The 15,308-nt window shown below is 30.6% G+C and carries 14 protein-coding genes and 1 pseudogene; 4 read left to right on the forward strand and 11 right to left on the reverse strand.

What is annotated here, in order from left to right:
• Nucleotides 1-192 (forward strand): annotated as a pseudogene (locus F811_RS15640) (methyl-accepting chemotaxis protein); the annotation flags it as partial.
• Between the two features lie 87 nt (nucleotides 193-279).
• Here the strand turns inward: F811_RS15640 and F811_RS0106995 are convergent.
• A complete protein-coding gene (locus F811_RS0106995; RefSeq protein WP_020004556.1) occupies nucleotides 280-1,266 on the reverse strand; it encodes an aldo/keto reductase in 987 nt (328 codons plus the stop codon).
• A gap of 185 nt (nucleotides 1,267-1,451) precedes the next feature.
• On the opposite strand from F811_RS0106995, the gene F811_RS0107000 reads away from it, so the two are divergent.
• Nucleotides 1,452-1,979, forward strand: a complete 528-nt coding sequence (locus F811_RS0107000) for a hypothetical protein (RefSeq protein ID WP_020004557.1) — start codon at nucleotides 1,452-1,454, stop codon at nucleotides 1,977-1,979.
• 86 nt (nucleotides 1,980-2,065) lie between these two features.
• Here F811_RS0107000 and F811_RS0107005 read toward each other — a convergent pair whose 3' ends face one another.
• From F811_RS0107005 to F811_RS0107020, 4 genes are all read right to left on the reverse strand, one after another.
• Nucleotides 2,066-2,491 carry a hypothetical protein gene (locus F811_RS0107005; RefSeq protein WP_013114240.1) on the reverse strand — a complete coding sequence of 142 codons (426 nt, stop codon included), beginning with the start codon at nucleotides 2,489-2,491 and terminating at the stop codon, nucleotides 2,066-2,068.
• A gap of 140 nt (nucleotides 2,492-2,631) precedes the next feature.
• On the reverse strand, nucleotides 2,632-3,036 hold the full coding sequence (locus F811_RS0107010) for a PepSY-like domain-containing protein (protein ID WP_020004558.1): 405 nt from the start codon (nucleotides 3,034-3,036) through the stop codon (nucleotides 2,632-2,634).
• Nucleotides 3,037-3,108: 72 nt separating this feature from the next.
• Entirely contained in the window at nucleotides 3,109-4,221 is a 1,113-nt protein-coding gene (locus F811_RS0107015; RefSeq protein ID WP_020004559.1) for a hypothetical protein, read from the reverse strand.
• Between the two features lie 198 nt (nucleotides 4,222-4,419).
• Nucleotides 4,420-6,264: a methyl-accepting chemotaxis protein gene (locus F811_RS0107020; RefSeq protein WP_020004560.1), complete on the reverse strand. Its 1,845-nt coding sequence runs from the start codon at nucleotides 6,262-6,264 to the stop codon at nucleotides 4,420-4,422.
• Between the two features lie 306 nt (nucleotides 6,265-6,570).
• On the opposite strand from F811_RS0107020, the gene F811_RS0107025 reads away from it, so the two are divergent.
• Together F811_RS0107025 and F811_RS0107030 are read left to right on the forward strand one after the other, a co-directional pair.
• Nucleotides 6,571-7,605: a 2-oxoacid:ferredoxin oxidoreductase subunit gamma family protein gene (locus F811_RS0107025; RefSeq protein WP_020004561.1), complete on the forward strand. Its 1,035-nt coding sequence runs from the start codon at nucleotides 6,571-6,573 to the stop codon at nucleotides 7,603-7,605.
• 14 nt (nucleotides 7,606-7,619) lie between these two features.
• Complete coding sequence (locus tag F811_RS0107030) at nucleotides 7,620-9,884, forward strand: thiamine pyrophosphate-dependent enzyme (protein WP_020004562.1); 2,265 nt, start codon at nucleotides 7,620-7,622, stop codon at nucleotides 9,882-9,884.
• Between the two features lie 153 nt (nucleotides 9,885-10,037).
• Here F811_RS0107030 and F811_RS0107035 read toward each other — a convergent pair whose 3' ends face one another.
• The 6 genes from F811_RS0107035 to F811_RS16750 form a co-directional block, all read right to left on the reverse strand.
• On the reverse strand, nucleotides 10,038-11,171 hold the full coding sequence (locus tag F811_RS0107035) for a pyridoxal phosphate-dependent aminotransferase (RefSeq protein WP_020004563.1): 1,134 nt from the start codon (nucleotides 11,169-11,171) through the stop codon (nucleotides 10,038-10,040).
• A gap of 173 nt (nucleotides 11,172-11,344) precedes the next feature.
• Nucleotides 11,345-12,058, reverse strand: a complete 714-nt coding sequence (gene dapD, locus F811_RS0107040; protein ID WP_020004564.1) for a 2,3,4,5-tetrahydropyridine-2,6-dicarboxylate N-acetyltransferase — start codon at nucleotides 12,056-12,058, stop codon at nucleotides 11,345-11,347.
• 65 nt (nucleotides 12,059-12,123) lie between these two features.
• Entirely contained in the window at nucleotides 12,124-12,819 is a 696-nt protein-coding gene (gene dapB / locus F811_RS0107045; protein WP_020004565.1) for a 4-hydroxy-tetrahydrodipicolinate reductase, read from the reverse strand.
• A 35-nt stretch (nucleotides 12,820-12,854) separates the two neighbouring features.
• Nucleotides 12,855-13,736 (reverse strand): 4-hydroxy-tetrahydrodipicolinate synthase, encoded by an 882-nt coding sequence (gene dapA / locus F811_RS0107050; RefSeq protein WP_020004566.1) that lies wholly within the window; start codon nucleotides 13,734-13,736, stop codon nucleotides 12,855-12,857.
• A gap of 69 nt (nucleotides 13,737-13,805) precedes the next feature.
• A complete protein-coding gene (locus tag F811_RS0107055) occupies nucleotides 13,806-14,990 on the reverse strand; it encodes a M20 metallopeptidase family protein (RefSeq protein WP_020004567.1) in 1,185 nt (394 codons plus the stop codon).
• Between the two features lie 112 nt (nucleotides 14,991-15,102).
• Nucleotides 15,103-15,243, reverse strand: coding sequence for a hypothetical protein (locus F811_RS16750; protein WP_169337209.1), 141 nt, complete (start codon nucleotides 15,241-15,243; stop codon nucleotides 15,103-15,105).
• Nucleotides 15,244-15,308 lie beyond the last annotated feature (65 nt).

The raw sequence follows: 15,308 nt of genomic DNA on the forward strand, positions 1-15,308 counted from the left end.
ATGCGTGATATAAGCGAAACAGCAATAGAGCAGCAGTCTGGAGTAGATCAGGTAAATATAGCAGTATCTCAAATGGATACAGTAACACAGCAGAATGCCGCTTTAGTAGAAGAGTCATCTGCAGCAGCTGAATCATTATTAAATGAAGCTAGAGAGCTTGAAGATGCTATGAGTTTCTTTAAATTAAAATAAAAGATTTAATTAATATAATTACATAAAAATAAAACGTCTGATAATAAAAGTTACCAGACGTTTTATTTTTTTAAACACTAAAAAATACTAAAGGGTAATATCATCAATAATTCTTATCTCTTCATCAGTCAAATTCATTTTATTAATTATTTTTAAATTTTCTATTATTTGGATAGGTTTTGATGCTCCTATCAGCACACTTGTAATTTCTTCATCTTTCAAAACCCATCTTAAAGCCATTTGTGCTAATGATTCACCTCTTTTTAATGCCAAATCATTAAGAGATTTTATTTGTTCTAATTTTTTTCTTGTTATAGCATCACGTTTTAAATATCTTCCGTCTGCTGCTATTCTGCTGTCATTAGGTATGCCGTTTAAATATTTATCGGTTAATAAACCTTGTGCCAATGGGCTGTATGCTATTATGCCTTTGCCTAATTTTTTGGATTTTAATTTAAGACCATTATTTTCTATAGTTCGGTCAAATATAGAGTATCTGTTTTGATTGATAATAAAAGGCACATTTGCTAAATATAATAATTTTGAAGCCTTTTCCAAATTAGCTCCGTCATAATTAGAAAGCCCAGCATACAATGCTTTTCCGCTTTTTACTATTCTTGTTAATGCCTCTATAGTTTCTTCCAGAGGAGTTTCTGGGTCCATTCTATGATGATAAAATATATCAACATATTCTAAATTGAGCCTTTTTAAACTTTGATTAATGCTTGCTATGAGATATTTTTTACTTCCCCAGTTGCCGTAAGGACCTTCCCACATGTCATATCCTGCTTTTGTGCTTATGATAAGTTCATCTCTGTATTTAGATAATCCGTCATTTAATATTTTACCCATACTAATTTCCGCAGAACCATAAGGAGGTCCGTAATTATTTGCCAAATCAAAATGAGTAATACCGTTATCAAATGCTGTTTTAATCATTTCTTTCATATTGCTGTAATCACATTCTGCACCGAAATTGTGCCAGAGACCTAATGATATTATAGGAAGTTTTAATCCGCTTTTTCCGCATCTGTTGTATATCATATTATCATATCTGCTTTCAGAAATTTGCATTTTGAATCCTTTATAAAAAACATTTTATGATTTTTAATAATATTTGTTTATACATATTAAGTATAGATTTATTATGATATTATTCAAGTATAAAATGTAAAAATTATTTTAATTTTAATAAAATAATTTCCGATACTTAATACGAGTTCATAATTTTATAATAAAAAGCAGTATGCGGAGGCGTCATGTTTAAGAGAGTTTTAATTGCTATTGGTTTGATGATTATAATTATCGGATGTGAAACTATTAAGCCAAAAGATGATAATAATAATACAGTAAAGGAAGATGATAAAAAAGAAGAGCCAGTTACTAGAGAAGAAACTCCAAAAATGAAAGTTACAGTTTATGGAGCAGACAGAGAAATACAGGCTGTAGAGCTTAATGATAAAGTTTATTATGTTTTAGGCGGAAAAGATGTTGAAAACATGACAGAGCAGGAGATAAAAAGTTCATCTATATCGGCACCTTTAAAAGTAACAGAAGAAACTGTAAACGGTACTAAAGGTATAATTGTAACATATTATGACGTTAAAGTATTTTTAGGAAAAAGAACAGGAACAGGCACCACAGTAGGAATATTTGAGCCGCAAAAAAATGCTTGGACCACAGGTGATGATATAGACAGAAGTCAGGCTATACAGATAAAATTATCAAGAGGCATAGCAGGTCCTATAGATATAAAAAGAGGAAGCATATCTTTAGCATTTAATTAATTTTTAAGAATAATATTTGAAATTTCAACACTGCTTTTATTTTTTATAAAAAGCAGTGTTTTTTTATATTATTTATAATAATAAAATTATTTATTTGTGTATAATTCGTATAATTTGCTTGCTACTAAATCTATTTGGTATGGAGTACTGTTTATTTCAAATGCATATAAGTCCCATCTGTAAGGATCTATTATTTGAAATTGTATTATATACTCGTTTGTATTGTATCTTCCTATAATATCTATATAACGCATATAATCATCTTCAGCTATGAAGTCATGCCATTCTACAGTATTAAACGGAGATATAAGTTCTTCTATTTTTATGTTAGGATATGATGTAAATGAGCTGGATTTTATTAAATCAATAGCATTAAATTCTCTGCTTTTAATATCTATTATATTATTTGCATCTTCTTTAATATTTAATCTATACTGTCTGCTCTCTTTTTTTGTATTGCAGGAAAGAACAAATAATAAGGTTATTATTGATATAATATAAACTTTATTCATTTTAAAAATCCGATACTTATAATTGAATATATTATCGGACTTAATAATATTTTTTTTATACATTATAAAAGTCATTTAATTGTAAGCTATCATTATACTTTTGCAGATTTATAAAACTTTTTATACTATATATAATCAATTTATTTAATATTTCCCTCAAAATCTATAGTGATTTTTTTTCTATTTTTAAATTGTATCTTATAGTCTTTGCTTCTTTTTTGAATTTGTATAACTTTTTCATTAGGGAATTGCTTTTTTACTGTATTTTTAACTTTATCTTCAACATATTCTATAGATATTTCATCGCCTCCCCCGCTTATAGTTTTCCATTCTCCGCTTCCATTAACATATATTTTTAAGCCGCCTTTAAATATAAGTGTATAGCTTCCTCCGGTTTCAGTAGCTCTAAATAAGTAATAATCAGCAAAATAAGTATCAGCAAATGTTATAGCAGCTCTAGGAACTTCACTCATAGCAACTGATGCTACAAAAATATATGATGATATTATAAGCAATATTAATACAGTATATACAGTTCTTTTCATTTTTATATCCCCCTTAATATAAAAAATTATTTTCAGTATATTATACACTATAAAAAATATAGTTACAAGTTTTTATAATTTTGCACTTCCTGCTATATAATATCTTCCGTCAGTAGAGCCTTGGAAACCAAGATTAAATTCAGCAGGACCTGCTTTGAACTTACCGAATACAGCATATTCTAAATAAACCTTAGCTTCTCTGTCTTTTATATGCACCATTTCTCTCAAAGCAATGTTTAACATATACCATTCAAAACCCTGTTCCAAACGTATATAATGAGCATCATTTTCTCTCCAAGTGTATTCAGCAATAGCATTAAGCCAAATAGTTTCATTCATAAGCGGAAATCTGAATGTAGCAGAAGCCTGAACAAGAGAATCAAATAAAGATATATGATAATTTTCAGGTTCTCTTCTGTTTTCATGTTCATAAAGAAATCTGAACTCAATATTCGGTATATTAAATCTAAATAAAAATGCTTTAGGAATACTATGTCTGAAATCTCCCTGAGAATATGCAAGTTCATAATGATTGCCGATAAATCCAACTCTTATACCGGGTCCGTTTAATACTTGAGGTATATAATAGTCTGGAGTATCAATATTAGCAGGATTTAAAGTGGGGTCATAATAGTGAGGCATTAACATAAAAGTAGTAGTATTTATATCAAAAGCAGCTCTTCCTCTAGCAGAAACTAATATTCTATCAACAAATATAGCCTGTACTCCACCGTCATAAAGCCCTGCATTTCCTTTTATATATCCGTATTTTGTGTCTGGGTTATGAGTATCAAAATATCCGAATGCTGTTATAAAACCAGTAAATTGTATATAATCATTATGGAATGTTTGACCAATAGTAGCAAATGTATCTCTCATATTAAAAGTATTTGTAAGTATGGCATATGAAAAAGTTGTAGTTAAATGAAATTCTAATGGGTATTTTTGAAAGAAACTTAAATTAGTATCATTAGGATTTGGCAAAGTTCTTTTATAATCATCTCTAAAATAATCCGGCTTTATATATTGCGGAAGTTCATTGTTACCTTCTCTTCCTATAAACATATCAAATGCATTTGGAAGCGGCGGCATTATAGCATTTGTATATTTTGATTGAGCATTTAAGATGTACGAAGATAATAAAAATATTATAGCTGCTGTTATTATTTTGATATTGTTTTTCATAAATAATCCTAAAAATAAAGATTTTTTGAAAGATAAATATAAAAATTATTAATATGTATAAAAAGTTGTTTTTTATATAATATTTACAATTTTTATTAGCAATAATAATTTAAAACGTGCAAAAAGTAAAGATTTTATTAACTATAAAATGACTATAGTCAATAAAATCTTTTACATAAAATATTAAAAAATGATTATTTAGTCCATTTTAAAGAAAGTCATAATCTGTTTTAGATTTTGAGCCTGTTCTAATAGTTCTTTAGCAGATGTACTTGTTTCATCAACTAAAGAAGCATTCTGCTGAGTTATACCGTCTATCTTTGATACAGCTATATTTACCTGATCTACTCCAGTCTGCTGTTCTACTGCTGTAGTGCTTATTTCCTGCATTATTTTTGCGGTGCTTTCTATTTTTGACTGTATATCATCAAATATTTTTTGTGATTCTCTGGCTGTTTCTGCAGATTTGTTAATCTTGTCATATATATTTTCTATAAGCAAAGTTATATCTTTAGCAGAAGCCTGAGAGTTTTGAGCCAAGTTTCTTACCTCAGAAGCTACTACAGCAAAACCTCTTCCCTGATCTCCAGCACGTGCTGCCTCTACTGAAGCATTAAGTGCAAGTATATTAGTCTGAAATGCAATGTCTTCTATAGTTTTTGTAATATTTTTTATTTTCTCGCTTGCTTCATAAACTTCTTCTATATTCTTTGTAGTTTCGGCAATTACATTAGCACCATTTTCAACTGCATCTCTAGAAGCCATCATCATATCATTTCCTTCAACAGAATGCGAAGCAGATGATTTTATAGTAGAAGCCATTTCTTCTATTGCAGATGAAGTTTCTTCAAGACTAGCAGCCTGAGCTTCTGTTCTTGCGGATAAGTCATCACTTCCATTAGTAAGATTTGAAGCTGCATTATTTATTTTTTCTGAAGTATCATTCACTTCATTAATTATTTTTGATAAAGCATCTCTCATATGTTTGAATGAGTATGCTATATCACCTATTTCATTTCTCTTAAATTTAAATTTTCTAAGTATAAACTGACCTTTAGACATCTCTTCAGCTTCTTCAACAAGTATCTTCAAAGGACTCATTAAGCTGCTTATATATAAGAATCCTATTATAGAGCTTAATATAAGTCCTATAACTCCTATTAAAATACCTACTTTTAATATTCTTGAGCTTTCCTGTTCTATAAAGCTAAGAGGCATAGAGAAAGCTACATGCCAAGGCTGATTTTTAATACTTGTATATAAACAAACTTTAGTCATACCGTCATTTTGGAATTCCAATTTTCCTTCTGTATTATTAACAATTGTTTTTACTTCAACAGGAGCAAGTTTTCCAACTTCGCTAGGTACATTATGCATTACAAGCAAAGTATCTTTATTAAATACCCATAATCTTATCCAATGAGTAAGTACCTCACCAGCAGTTGAAGATACTTCATCTATAACCTTCTGCCAGTCTAATACTACTAATAATGCCCCCAAATATGTATTATCATTTCTTGAATTTATTGGTGCAATAATAGCAGTAATCCATTTTCCATCTGGAGATTTGTATATAGAATCAGATAGAGTAGGTTTTTTTACAGCATCATATTTTCTCCAAAGGTCTGGATATAGCTGGCCTGCATTTTTTCCAACATCGGTATTATCTCCGTTTGAATTATTCAGTATAGTACCGTCTTTTTCTACCAATGCTAAACTTTTTACATACGGATTTTTAGCAGACATTAATCTTAATACAGTAAGCATATTAGCTTCGCCTTCGACATCTCTATTTTGCATATAGTTTATAACAAATGTAAAAGATGAATATGTGTCTGATAATATTAATTGATTTTCAACTAAGGAATCAAAAAATGTTGCATATCCCTTTATTGTAGTTGCAAATCCATTGTATGAAGCATCGTCTATTGCCTTGCTTGACATTTTTAATAATGTGAAAATGGATACAAAAAGAAGAAATGCTATAAAAATATTAACTACAATAGGAATTTGTATAGATAAACTATTAAATTTCTTTTTCATAAGATAATCCTTATTTCATATACGGACTTGTTACTTTGAATAGTATACCTATTAGTATATTATTTTAAATATGTAAAGTCAAATTATTTTCATATTTTTATACGTATATGTAGTATTTTTTGTTTTCAATAATATTTTTTTTGGAAAAATATACATTATATAGTAAAATAACTATAATGAATTTGACTTTTATCTTTTTTATAGTACAATATATAAACATTGACAGTATATTAATTTGAAAAATCAGTATACTCTTAATGTTTATTCCCAAAATCTCATTTTAATTTAAATAAAGGAGAAAAAATCGTGAAACTCCCAAAAGTCAATGATTTAGGATTTTTCGAGATACGTCTCGAAAGTATCGGTGGAATGGGTGCTAATAGTGCAGGTAAAATGCTTGCAGAAGTAGGCGTTTTATCACAAGGCTACTATGGTGCAGCATTCTCTAGTTATGGTTCAGAAAAAAAAGGTTCGCCTGTTAAATCTTTTGTAAGATTCTCAGAAGATGAAGTTAGAGTGAACTCTACTGTAGAAGAACCGCATGTTGTGGCAGTATTCCACATGAATCTTCTTAAAAACCCTATGACATTAGCTGGTGTTAAAGAAGACGCTATTGTTATCTTCAATACTAATAAAACTCCTGATGAGGCAAGAGACTTTGCTAAATTACATGGCGGTAAAGTAGTTTGTGTTGATGCTATCAAAATCGCTAATGATTTAAAACTTCCTTCTCAGGCAGCTAATACTATCATAATGGGTGCTATGGTTAATCAGCTTGATTTTATAGATTCTGCTAAATTTGAAGAACAAATCAGAAAACAATTCGGCGGAAGAAAAGCTGAATTAGTAGAGCCAAATATTGAAGCTTTCAGAAGAGGCGGAAGTGATTCTGTTGTGAAAGAATTCAAAGCTGACGGAAAATATCCTTATATACCTTATAAAAAACCAGAACCTGTTTATGGTAAAAACAACCAATTAACAGGCGGTTATATCAATGCTGCTGGTAACTCTACTCTAAAAGATTTACAAGTAACTCGTACAGGTCATATTCCAGTATTCAATCCTAAAAACTGTATTGACTGTGCTAACTGCGAAGTTGTTTGTCCAGATCTTTGTATAGTTTGGGAAAAAGGACCAGACAGAAAAGATGCTAGCAAAACAGCTATGAATATGATGGGTATTGATTATCAATATTGTAAAGGCTGTTTAAAATGTGTAAGAGCCTGCCCTAAAGGACCTTATGCTGCTAAACAATATCCTAAAGAAGAACAAGCTTTAAGAATTGAAATAGAAGCAGAATGTAATGTTCCAGAACTTACATACAGTCGTTATAAAAAATAATAAGGAGCGAATAAATGGCTAACAAATATAATCTTGCAGAACAAGAAAACATACTTGAAAGTGGTAATGAATTAGCAGCCATTGCAGCCGCTCAAATCAATTATCACGTTATGGGTTACTACCCAATTACGCCTTCTACTCAGATTGCTGAGTACTTAGACGAAATGAAAGCTAATGGAAGACATACAGTATGCATGATACCTGGTGACGGTGAACATGGTGCTGCTGGTATATGTTACGGTGCTACTACTGCAGGCGGCAGAGTATTTAATGCTACTTCTGCTAACGGTCTTCTTTTTGCTATGGAACAATTACCTGTTCAAGCTGGAACTAGATTCCCTATGGTATTAAATGTTGTAAACAGAACAGTTTCTGGTCCGCTAGACATTAAATGTGACCAATCTGACATAATGATGGCTCTTAACACTGGTTGGATTATCATTATGGCTCATACTACTCAAATGGTTTATGACTTCAATATCTTTGCTTTGAAAATCGCTGAAAGAGCTAAATTACCTATTATAGTTTCTTCTGACGGTTTCTTTACTTCTCACCAAAAGAAAAAAATTCACCTATTCAAAAATGATAAAGATGTTCAGGATTTCTTAGGTAAATATACTCCAGAAGTTACTTCTGTTGAACCAGGAAAAAATCCTGTTACAATCGGACCTTACATGAATGAAGATGAATTAACTGGAAGTAAATTACAGCTTTCTCAAGCTTTAGAAGATGCACGTGCTATAATTTTAGATGTATTTGAAGAATTTGCTTCTCTTTCTGGAAGAAAATATCATCCTATAGAAACTTACAAAATGGAAGATGCTGAAGTAGCTTTAATGCTTTGCGGTTCTGCTTATGAAACTGGTACTTTGGCTGTTGATGAAATGAGAAAAGCTAATCCTAACCTTAAAATTGGTGCTTTCGCTATTACTCAAATTCGTCCTTTCCCAGAAAAAGAATTACAAAAATTACTTGCTAATGTTAAAGTAGTTGTTGTAGGTGACAGACAAGATTCATACTCTGGTATGGGCGGTAATATGTCTACTGAAATCAGAGCTGCTCTTAAAAATGATCCTACTAACAAATCTTCTATCGTTAGCAGAGTTTATGGTCTTGGCGGTACTGAGTTTACTTTGGAAAAAGCTAAAGAATTATTTGATTTAGGTTTAAAAGAATTAGCTAATCCTGGTTCTGTAGAAAAACATTCTTACTTAGAACAATATATGGGTGATCCTAATGTTAAAATGAAACCTATACATGAACCTCTTACTTTGGAAAGCCAAAAATCAGGTATTACTGTTACTATGAATGAACAAACTCATAAACTTGAAGTTAAAACTCCTCCTCTTAGAGAATTAACTGGTAAAGCTTATCGTTATGCTCAAGGTCATGGTGCTTGTAATGGTTGTGGTATCTTCTCTGGTATCAATACTTTCATGAAAGGTATAGAAGGTGAAGTTGTTCTTTTAGTACATACTGGCTGTTCTATGGTTGTTACTACAGGTTATCCTTACAGCTCTTACAGAACTACTTATGTTCACAACTTGTTCCAAAATGGTGCTGCTACTCTTTCTGGTATAGTAGAAATGTATCATGAAAGAAAAAGAAGAGGTGAAATCGAAGGACCAGAAGATCCTACTTTCATAATGGTTACTGGAGACGGCGGTCATGATATAGGTATGGGACCTTCTATTGGTGCTGCTATCAGAAATCACAAAATGATTATATTAGAATATGATAATGAAGGATACATGAACACTGGTAACCAATTATCATTCTCTACTCCATTAGGACACAGAACTTCTACTTCTAACGTTGGTAAAGCTGAAGTTGGTAAACAATTCAACCACAAAGATGTAGCTCAAATATTTGCTGGATGTCATATCCCTTATGTTGCTACTGGCTGTGAAGCTTATCCATTAGATTTAGTTAAAAAAGCTGCTAAAGCTCAATGGTATGCTAATCATCATGGTACTGCTTTTGTTAAACTTCTTATCGCTTGTCCTTTAAACTGGAAATCTCCAGATGACATGGGTAAAGATGTTATCAAAGCTGCTGTTGACTGCTGTTTCTTCCCATTGTATGAAATAGAACATGGTATCACTACTATCACTAACATGGTAGCTGATGATAAAAAACAGCCTGTTACTGAATGGCTAAAAATGATGGGTAAAACTAAACACCTTCTTAAACATCAGGATATACTTGATGCCTTCCAAAAAGAAGTTGATAGAAGATGGTATCGCTTAAAAGCTATGCATGAAAGTCCTCTTCTATAATTAGTTAAAGCTAATAATTAGAATAAAAAGCGGCTGTTTACTTTTAGGGTAGGCAGCCGTTATTTTTTATAAACCATTTTGTTTAGACAAAAATAAGCGGAGACTTTTTAATAATCCCCGCTTAAATTAATAAAATAACAATGAAAAAATAAATTATTTAGTTATGAACTCTTTTATTTTCTTAGCAGCTTCTTTTAATAAAGGTATATCCTGAGTTAAAGCTATTCTAAAATAATTTTCACTTCCAAAAGCAATACCAGGTACTACAGCAACTCCTGTATTATCCAATAATCTCATAGAAAAATCGAGTGAAGGCTCATTTGAAAATTTAGAATAACCTACAAATAAATAAAATGCTCCTCTTGGCTCTATTACATCAAATCCTAAATCGTTTAATTCCTTAGCCAAGAAGAATGCTCGTTCTTTATAAATATCTCTGAAACTATCTATTACTGGATAATTTTCTAAAGCATATTCGGCTATAGCACATGAAAGAGAAACCATACTTCCTACATTGTTAAAGCTTGCATTAACTAAATATTTTCTCACTTCTTCAGGTGCTATACTGTATCCTATTCTCCAGCCAGTCATAGAATGCGATTTTGAAAAACCGTTTAATACTATAACTTTGTCTTTTATGGAAGGATAAGAAGCAAATGATGTAAAAGGATAAAATGATATAGCAGAATATATTTCATCAGCTATAACAAAAATATCTTTTTTCTCAAAGTATTTTACAAGCTCATCCATCTCTTCTTTTTTGAGCATATATCCAGAAGGATTGCCGGGATTGCTAAATAGTATAGCTTTAGTTTTATTAGTAATAACTTTTTCTATATTTTCTGGTTTTAATACCAAATGATCATCTCTAGTATCCAAAAATACTGGCTTACCATAAGAAAGTTTTACAGCCTGCTCATAAGGTGAGAAAAACGGAGTAGGTATTATAACTTCATCATCTATATTAAGTATAGTTCTAAATACTGATGATATACCTTCCATAGATCCTATATGCATAGTAACATTATTAGCATTAATATCAGAGCCGTAATATTTATTATAGTGTTTTGCTACTAAACTTCTTAAATGTTCGCTTCCGCCAGACTGAGTATAAGGCAAGGCATGAGTTTGAGCATACTGACAGCCGTAATCAATAAGTTCTTTAGGAGGCTGCAAGTCTGGTTCGCCTATTGTAAGCATTATAGCATTTTCTTTTTTCTGAGCTTTTTCTGTAAGTTCCCTTATAAGAGAGTAGGGTACTTGAAGTATATTTTTATTTAATTCCATGATAATCTCCATTATTGTATAGGGTATTATTATATATAATAATGTGTAATTTGTCAATTTTATCAATTTATATTTTAAAAAGTTTTAAATAAATATTAATTTGAGAATTACTTAATTTGAATATATTGTAAAGCCTCTATATAAGAGATAGAGGCTTTAATTATAAAAATAAATTATTTTCTTAAATCATCTACCAATTTAGTTTTATCAGCAGTTTTTTCATCTTTAGTCTTTATAACTTTAGCAGGGTTTCCAGCAACCACCTGATTTTCTTCAACATCTTCTATAACAACAGCCCCAGCACCAATAACCGCATTTTTACCTACATGTACGCCTTCAATAATAACCGCATTAGCTCCTATTACAACATTATCTTCTATAATAACAGGTTTAGCAGAAGGAGGTTCAATAACACCTGCAAGTACAGCTCCTGCACCAACATGGCAGTTTTTACCTACAATAGCACGTCCGCCTAAAACAGCTCCCATATCTATCATAGTACCTTCGCCAATTTCAGCACCTATATTGATAATAGCCCCCATCATTATAACAGCATTATCTCCGATTTTTACTTTATCTCTGATTACAGCACCGGGCTCAATTCTGGCATTAACAGTAGAATAATCTAAAGTAGGTACACCTGAATTTCTTCTGTCATTTTCCAAATAGCAGTCTTCTATAAATTTTTTATATTCTGTTAGTATATTCTGTATCTCTTCGTATTCTCCAACCATAAAGTGGAAATTACCAGATGAAAAGATTTTTACGCTTGTATTTGTTACTATATTATTAGGTAAATTTCCTCTTATATACACTTTTACTGGTGTTTTTTTCTTAGAATTTTTAATATATGCAATAATATCTTCTGACTTTTCTAACATATCCATTTCTCTATTCTCCTCAAATAAATTTTCTGCTTAGTAACGGTATTATTGAATTATTATTAGTTATTTTATGATAAAACTTCTTTCATTCTATAAAGACCTGGTTTTTTACCTACAAGGAATTTAGCAGCTTTTACAGCACCATTAGCAAATATTCTTCTTGAAGTAGAAGTATGTTTTATTTCTATAATTTCATCATCACCATAGAAAATAACCTTATGCTCTCCTACAACAGAGCCGCCTCTTACAGAATGTATTCCTATTTCTTTTTTATCTCTTACATGCAAACCATTTCTTCCAGTAACCAATGACATTTGATTATCCAAAGCATCATTAATAACATTATAAAGACTTTTAGCAGTACCGCTTGGAGAATCTACTTTTCTATTATGGTGAGTTTCTATGATTTCAATGTCAAAATCAGTTAATAGAGGGGCAATTTTTGCAACAATCTCATTCATCAAATTCATACCTATACAAGTATTAGAAGATAATACTATAGGTACATGAGAAGAAGCTTCAACTATTTTAGCAAGTACAGTTTCATCATAACCAGTAGTACAGATAACCATAGGTATATTATTTTTTACACCATAGTCTATCATAGCTGGAAGTCTTGAAAAATGAGAGAAGTCTATTATCATATCGCCTTTTTCATTAGTAAAGTCATCAACAAAAGCAGATATTTCTAATTCGCCCTCTTTTTCAATAACTTCTTTTAACATAGAGCTCATAACTCCTGTTCCATGTATCATTATTTTCATAATTTTTTACTCCGTTTTTTATATTTTTTTATTAATTATTTTATTAATCCGTATTTATTAAGTGTTTGTCTTACATGCTCTCTGTTTTTCTCACTTAAAGGACCCAATGGAGAGCGGCATTCTCCTACATCAAAACCCATCATATTCATAGCTTCTTTTATAGGTACTGGATTAACCTCTATAAACATAGCTCTTATCAAATCTATATATTTAATCTGTGCTTCTACAGCTTCTTTAATATTTCCGTTAATATAATTCATAACCATATCATGATTTTCTTTAGGTATAATGTTGCTTGTTACAGATATTACACCTTTAGCACCTAAAGCCATCATAGGAGTTACCATATCATCATTTCCAGAGTAAATATCCAATTTAGGGGCAATATTAGCAATATCAGCCACATAACTAATATCTCCGCTAGCCTCTTTTATGCCTTGAATATTAGAAACTTCGGATAAAGTTTTAATAACATTGAGTGATAATTTAACTCCAGTCCTTGAAGGCACATTATACATTATAACAGGGCATTTTACACTGTTTGCTATTTGTGTAAAATAATCAATAAGTCCGCTTTCATTACCTTTATTATAGTACGGAGTTACTGCCATCACTATATCAGCACCATATTCATAAGATTGTTTGCTAAACTCTACTGCAACGGAAGTGCTATTAGTTCCAGTTCCTGCTATTACTAAAGTTCTTTTTTTAGTACGTTCTATGCAGAATTTGATAACGTCCATTCTCTCTTCAAAGTTTAAAGCGGCACTTTCTGCTGTGGTACCTGCTGCAACAATAGCATCTGTTTTATTTGCTATCTGAAACTCAATAAGCTCTTCTAATTTCTCATAATTAATTTTGTTATCTTTTGTAAATGGTGTTATTAAAGCTACACCTGCTCCTTCAAATAATGACATATTAATCTCCTTTAATTATATATTGCATTTTATTTTTTTACCATAGTAAAATATTAAAAAATAATTATGTTAAGATATAAAAAAATTTTTATTTTTATATGTATTATAAACATTAAGTATTTGTATTTTTACCCCTATATTAATCGCATCTTCATCTATATCAAAAAGCCCGTTATGAATTGGAACATTTATTTTATCATTAGACACTCCCAAGCTAAAAAATGCTCCTTTTACTCTTTGAAGATAATAACTAAAATCTTCAGTTGTCATGTTGGCATTTTCTTCGAGGCAGTTTTCATTACCTAAAATACTTGAAGAAGATTCTCTAACAATATTAACCGCCTCATCATGATTAATCAAAGCTGGATAAGACGGTATATTAATAAACTCTCCCAAAGCCCCAAAACTTTCTGATGTATTTATAACAATATTTTCTATCATTTTCAATCTTTTATTTCTAGTTTCATCATCGCATAGCATTCTTATAATACCTTTCATTTTTACATTATCAGCTACTATATTGCCTGCAGTTCCTCCGTTTATGCTTCCTACATGAAGTCTTATAGTATGATCTGTAAAAGCAGAAATAAAACTATGAAGCTGAGTTATAATATGAGAAGATACGATGATAGGATCAACACCATTATATGATTTAGCTCCATGTGCTGATTTACCTTTTATATTTATTTCAAACATATTAGAACTGGCATACATTGCTCCATATGTAGTGCTAACTTGTCCTACTCTTATCTCTGGGCGTACATGAAGTCCGTAAATAGCATTAACATTTTCTAAAGCTCCTTCATTAATCATTGGTAAAGCTCCGCCTGTAGTCTCTTCTGCAGGCTGATATATTAATCTAATATTGCATGGAGGTTTTATTTCTGAAAAATATTTAGCCACCCCTGTTAATACTGTCATATGCACATCATGTCCGCAGGAATGACATACCCCTTTATTTTTTGAGGAGTAGGAACAGTTTTGTTTACTATCTTTCATAGGCAAAGCATCCATATCTGCTCTTAATGCTATAGTAAAGTTTTTATCCTCGCCTTCAATATCTGCTATTATACCTGTTTTTGCAGCTTTTGTTTTATGACTAATATTTAATGATTTTAATATAGAAGAGATTTTTTCTGATGTTCTAAACTCTTCAAAGCCTAGTTCAGGGTGAGAATGCAAATCTCTCCTTAAATCTATTAAAAAGTCTTTCATAGACAAAAGAATATTTTCTGATATTATAGGATTATTCATTATTATATACGCCTTAATATTTTTTAAATAATTATATCATATTGATACAAAATATTACTTAAAAAATTAAAAAATATATTAAAATTAGTTGTTTAGAATTATTAAAAAAGAATTACTTCTTAGATTTTGATAGATTACGTTTGAAAGATTTATAGAATTTAGAAAGCTGATAATAGATATTTGCATTATTAATGGTGTTTGAGGCGGTTAAAATACTGCACTGGGCTGTATTGGTTATGAACGAAGTATACATTCCAAACTCCTTATAAGTTATTTATTGATAGTATTATTATATGTAATAATATCGTAAAAGTCAAG

It is taken from the genome of Brachyspira innocens ATCC 29796 (genome assembly GCF_000384655.1).
Classification (GTDB): Bacteria; Spirochaetota; Brachyspiria; order Brachyspirales; family Brachyspiraceae; genus Brachyspira; species Brachyspira innocens.

Coding starts and splice junctions, on each gene's coding strand:
- F811_RS0107055 (WP_020004567.1), bottom strand. CDS start 14,990: ATGAATAATCCTATAATATCAGAAAATATTCTTTTGTCTATGAAAGAC.
- F811_RS0107005 (WP_013114240.1), bottom strand. CDS start 2,491: ATGAATAAAGTTTATATTATATCAATAATAACCTTATTATTTGTTCTT.
- F811_RS0107000 (WP_020004557.1), top strand. CDS start 1,452: ATGTTTAAGAGAGTTTTAATTGCTATTGGTTTGATGATTATAATTATC.
- F811_RS0107010 (WP_020004558.1), bottom strand. CDS start 3,036: ATGAAAAGAACTGTATATACTGTATTAATATTGCTTATAATATCATCA.
- F811_RS0107035 (WP_020004563.1), bottom strand. CDS start 11,171: ATGGAATTAAATAAAAATATACTTCAAGTACCCTACTCTCTTATAAGG.
- dapB (WP_020004565.1), bottom strand. CDS start 12,819: ATGAAAATAATGATACATGGAACAGGAGTTATGAGCTCTATGTTAAAA.
- F811_RS16750 (WP_169337209.1), bottom strand. CDS start 15,243: ATGTATACTTCGTTCATAACCAATACAGCCCAGTGCAGTATTTTAACC.
- F811_RS0107020 (WP_020004560.1), bottom strand. CDS start 6,264: ATGAAAAAGAAATTTAATAGTTTATCTATACAAATTCCTATTGTAGTT.
- F811_RS0107030 (WP_020004562.1), top strand. CDS start 7,620: ATGGCTAACAAATATAATCTTGCAGAACAAGAAAACATACTTGAAAGT.
- dapA (WP_020004566.1), bottom strand. CDS start 13,736: ATGTCATTATTTGAAGGAGCAGGTGTAGCTTTAATAACACCATTTACA.
- F811_RS0107015 (WP_020004559.1), bottom strand. CDS start 4,221: ATGAAAAACAATATCAAAATAATAACAGCAGCTATAATATTTTTATTA.
- dapD (WP_020004564.1), bottom strand. CDS start 12,058: ATGGATATGTTAGAAAAGTCAGAAGATATTATTGCATATATTAAAAAT.
- F811_RS0106995 (WP_020004556.1), bottom strand. CDS start 1,266: ATGCAAATTTCTGAAAGCAGATATGATAATATGATATACAACAGATGC.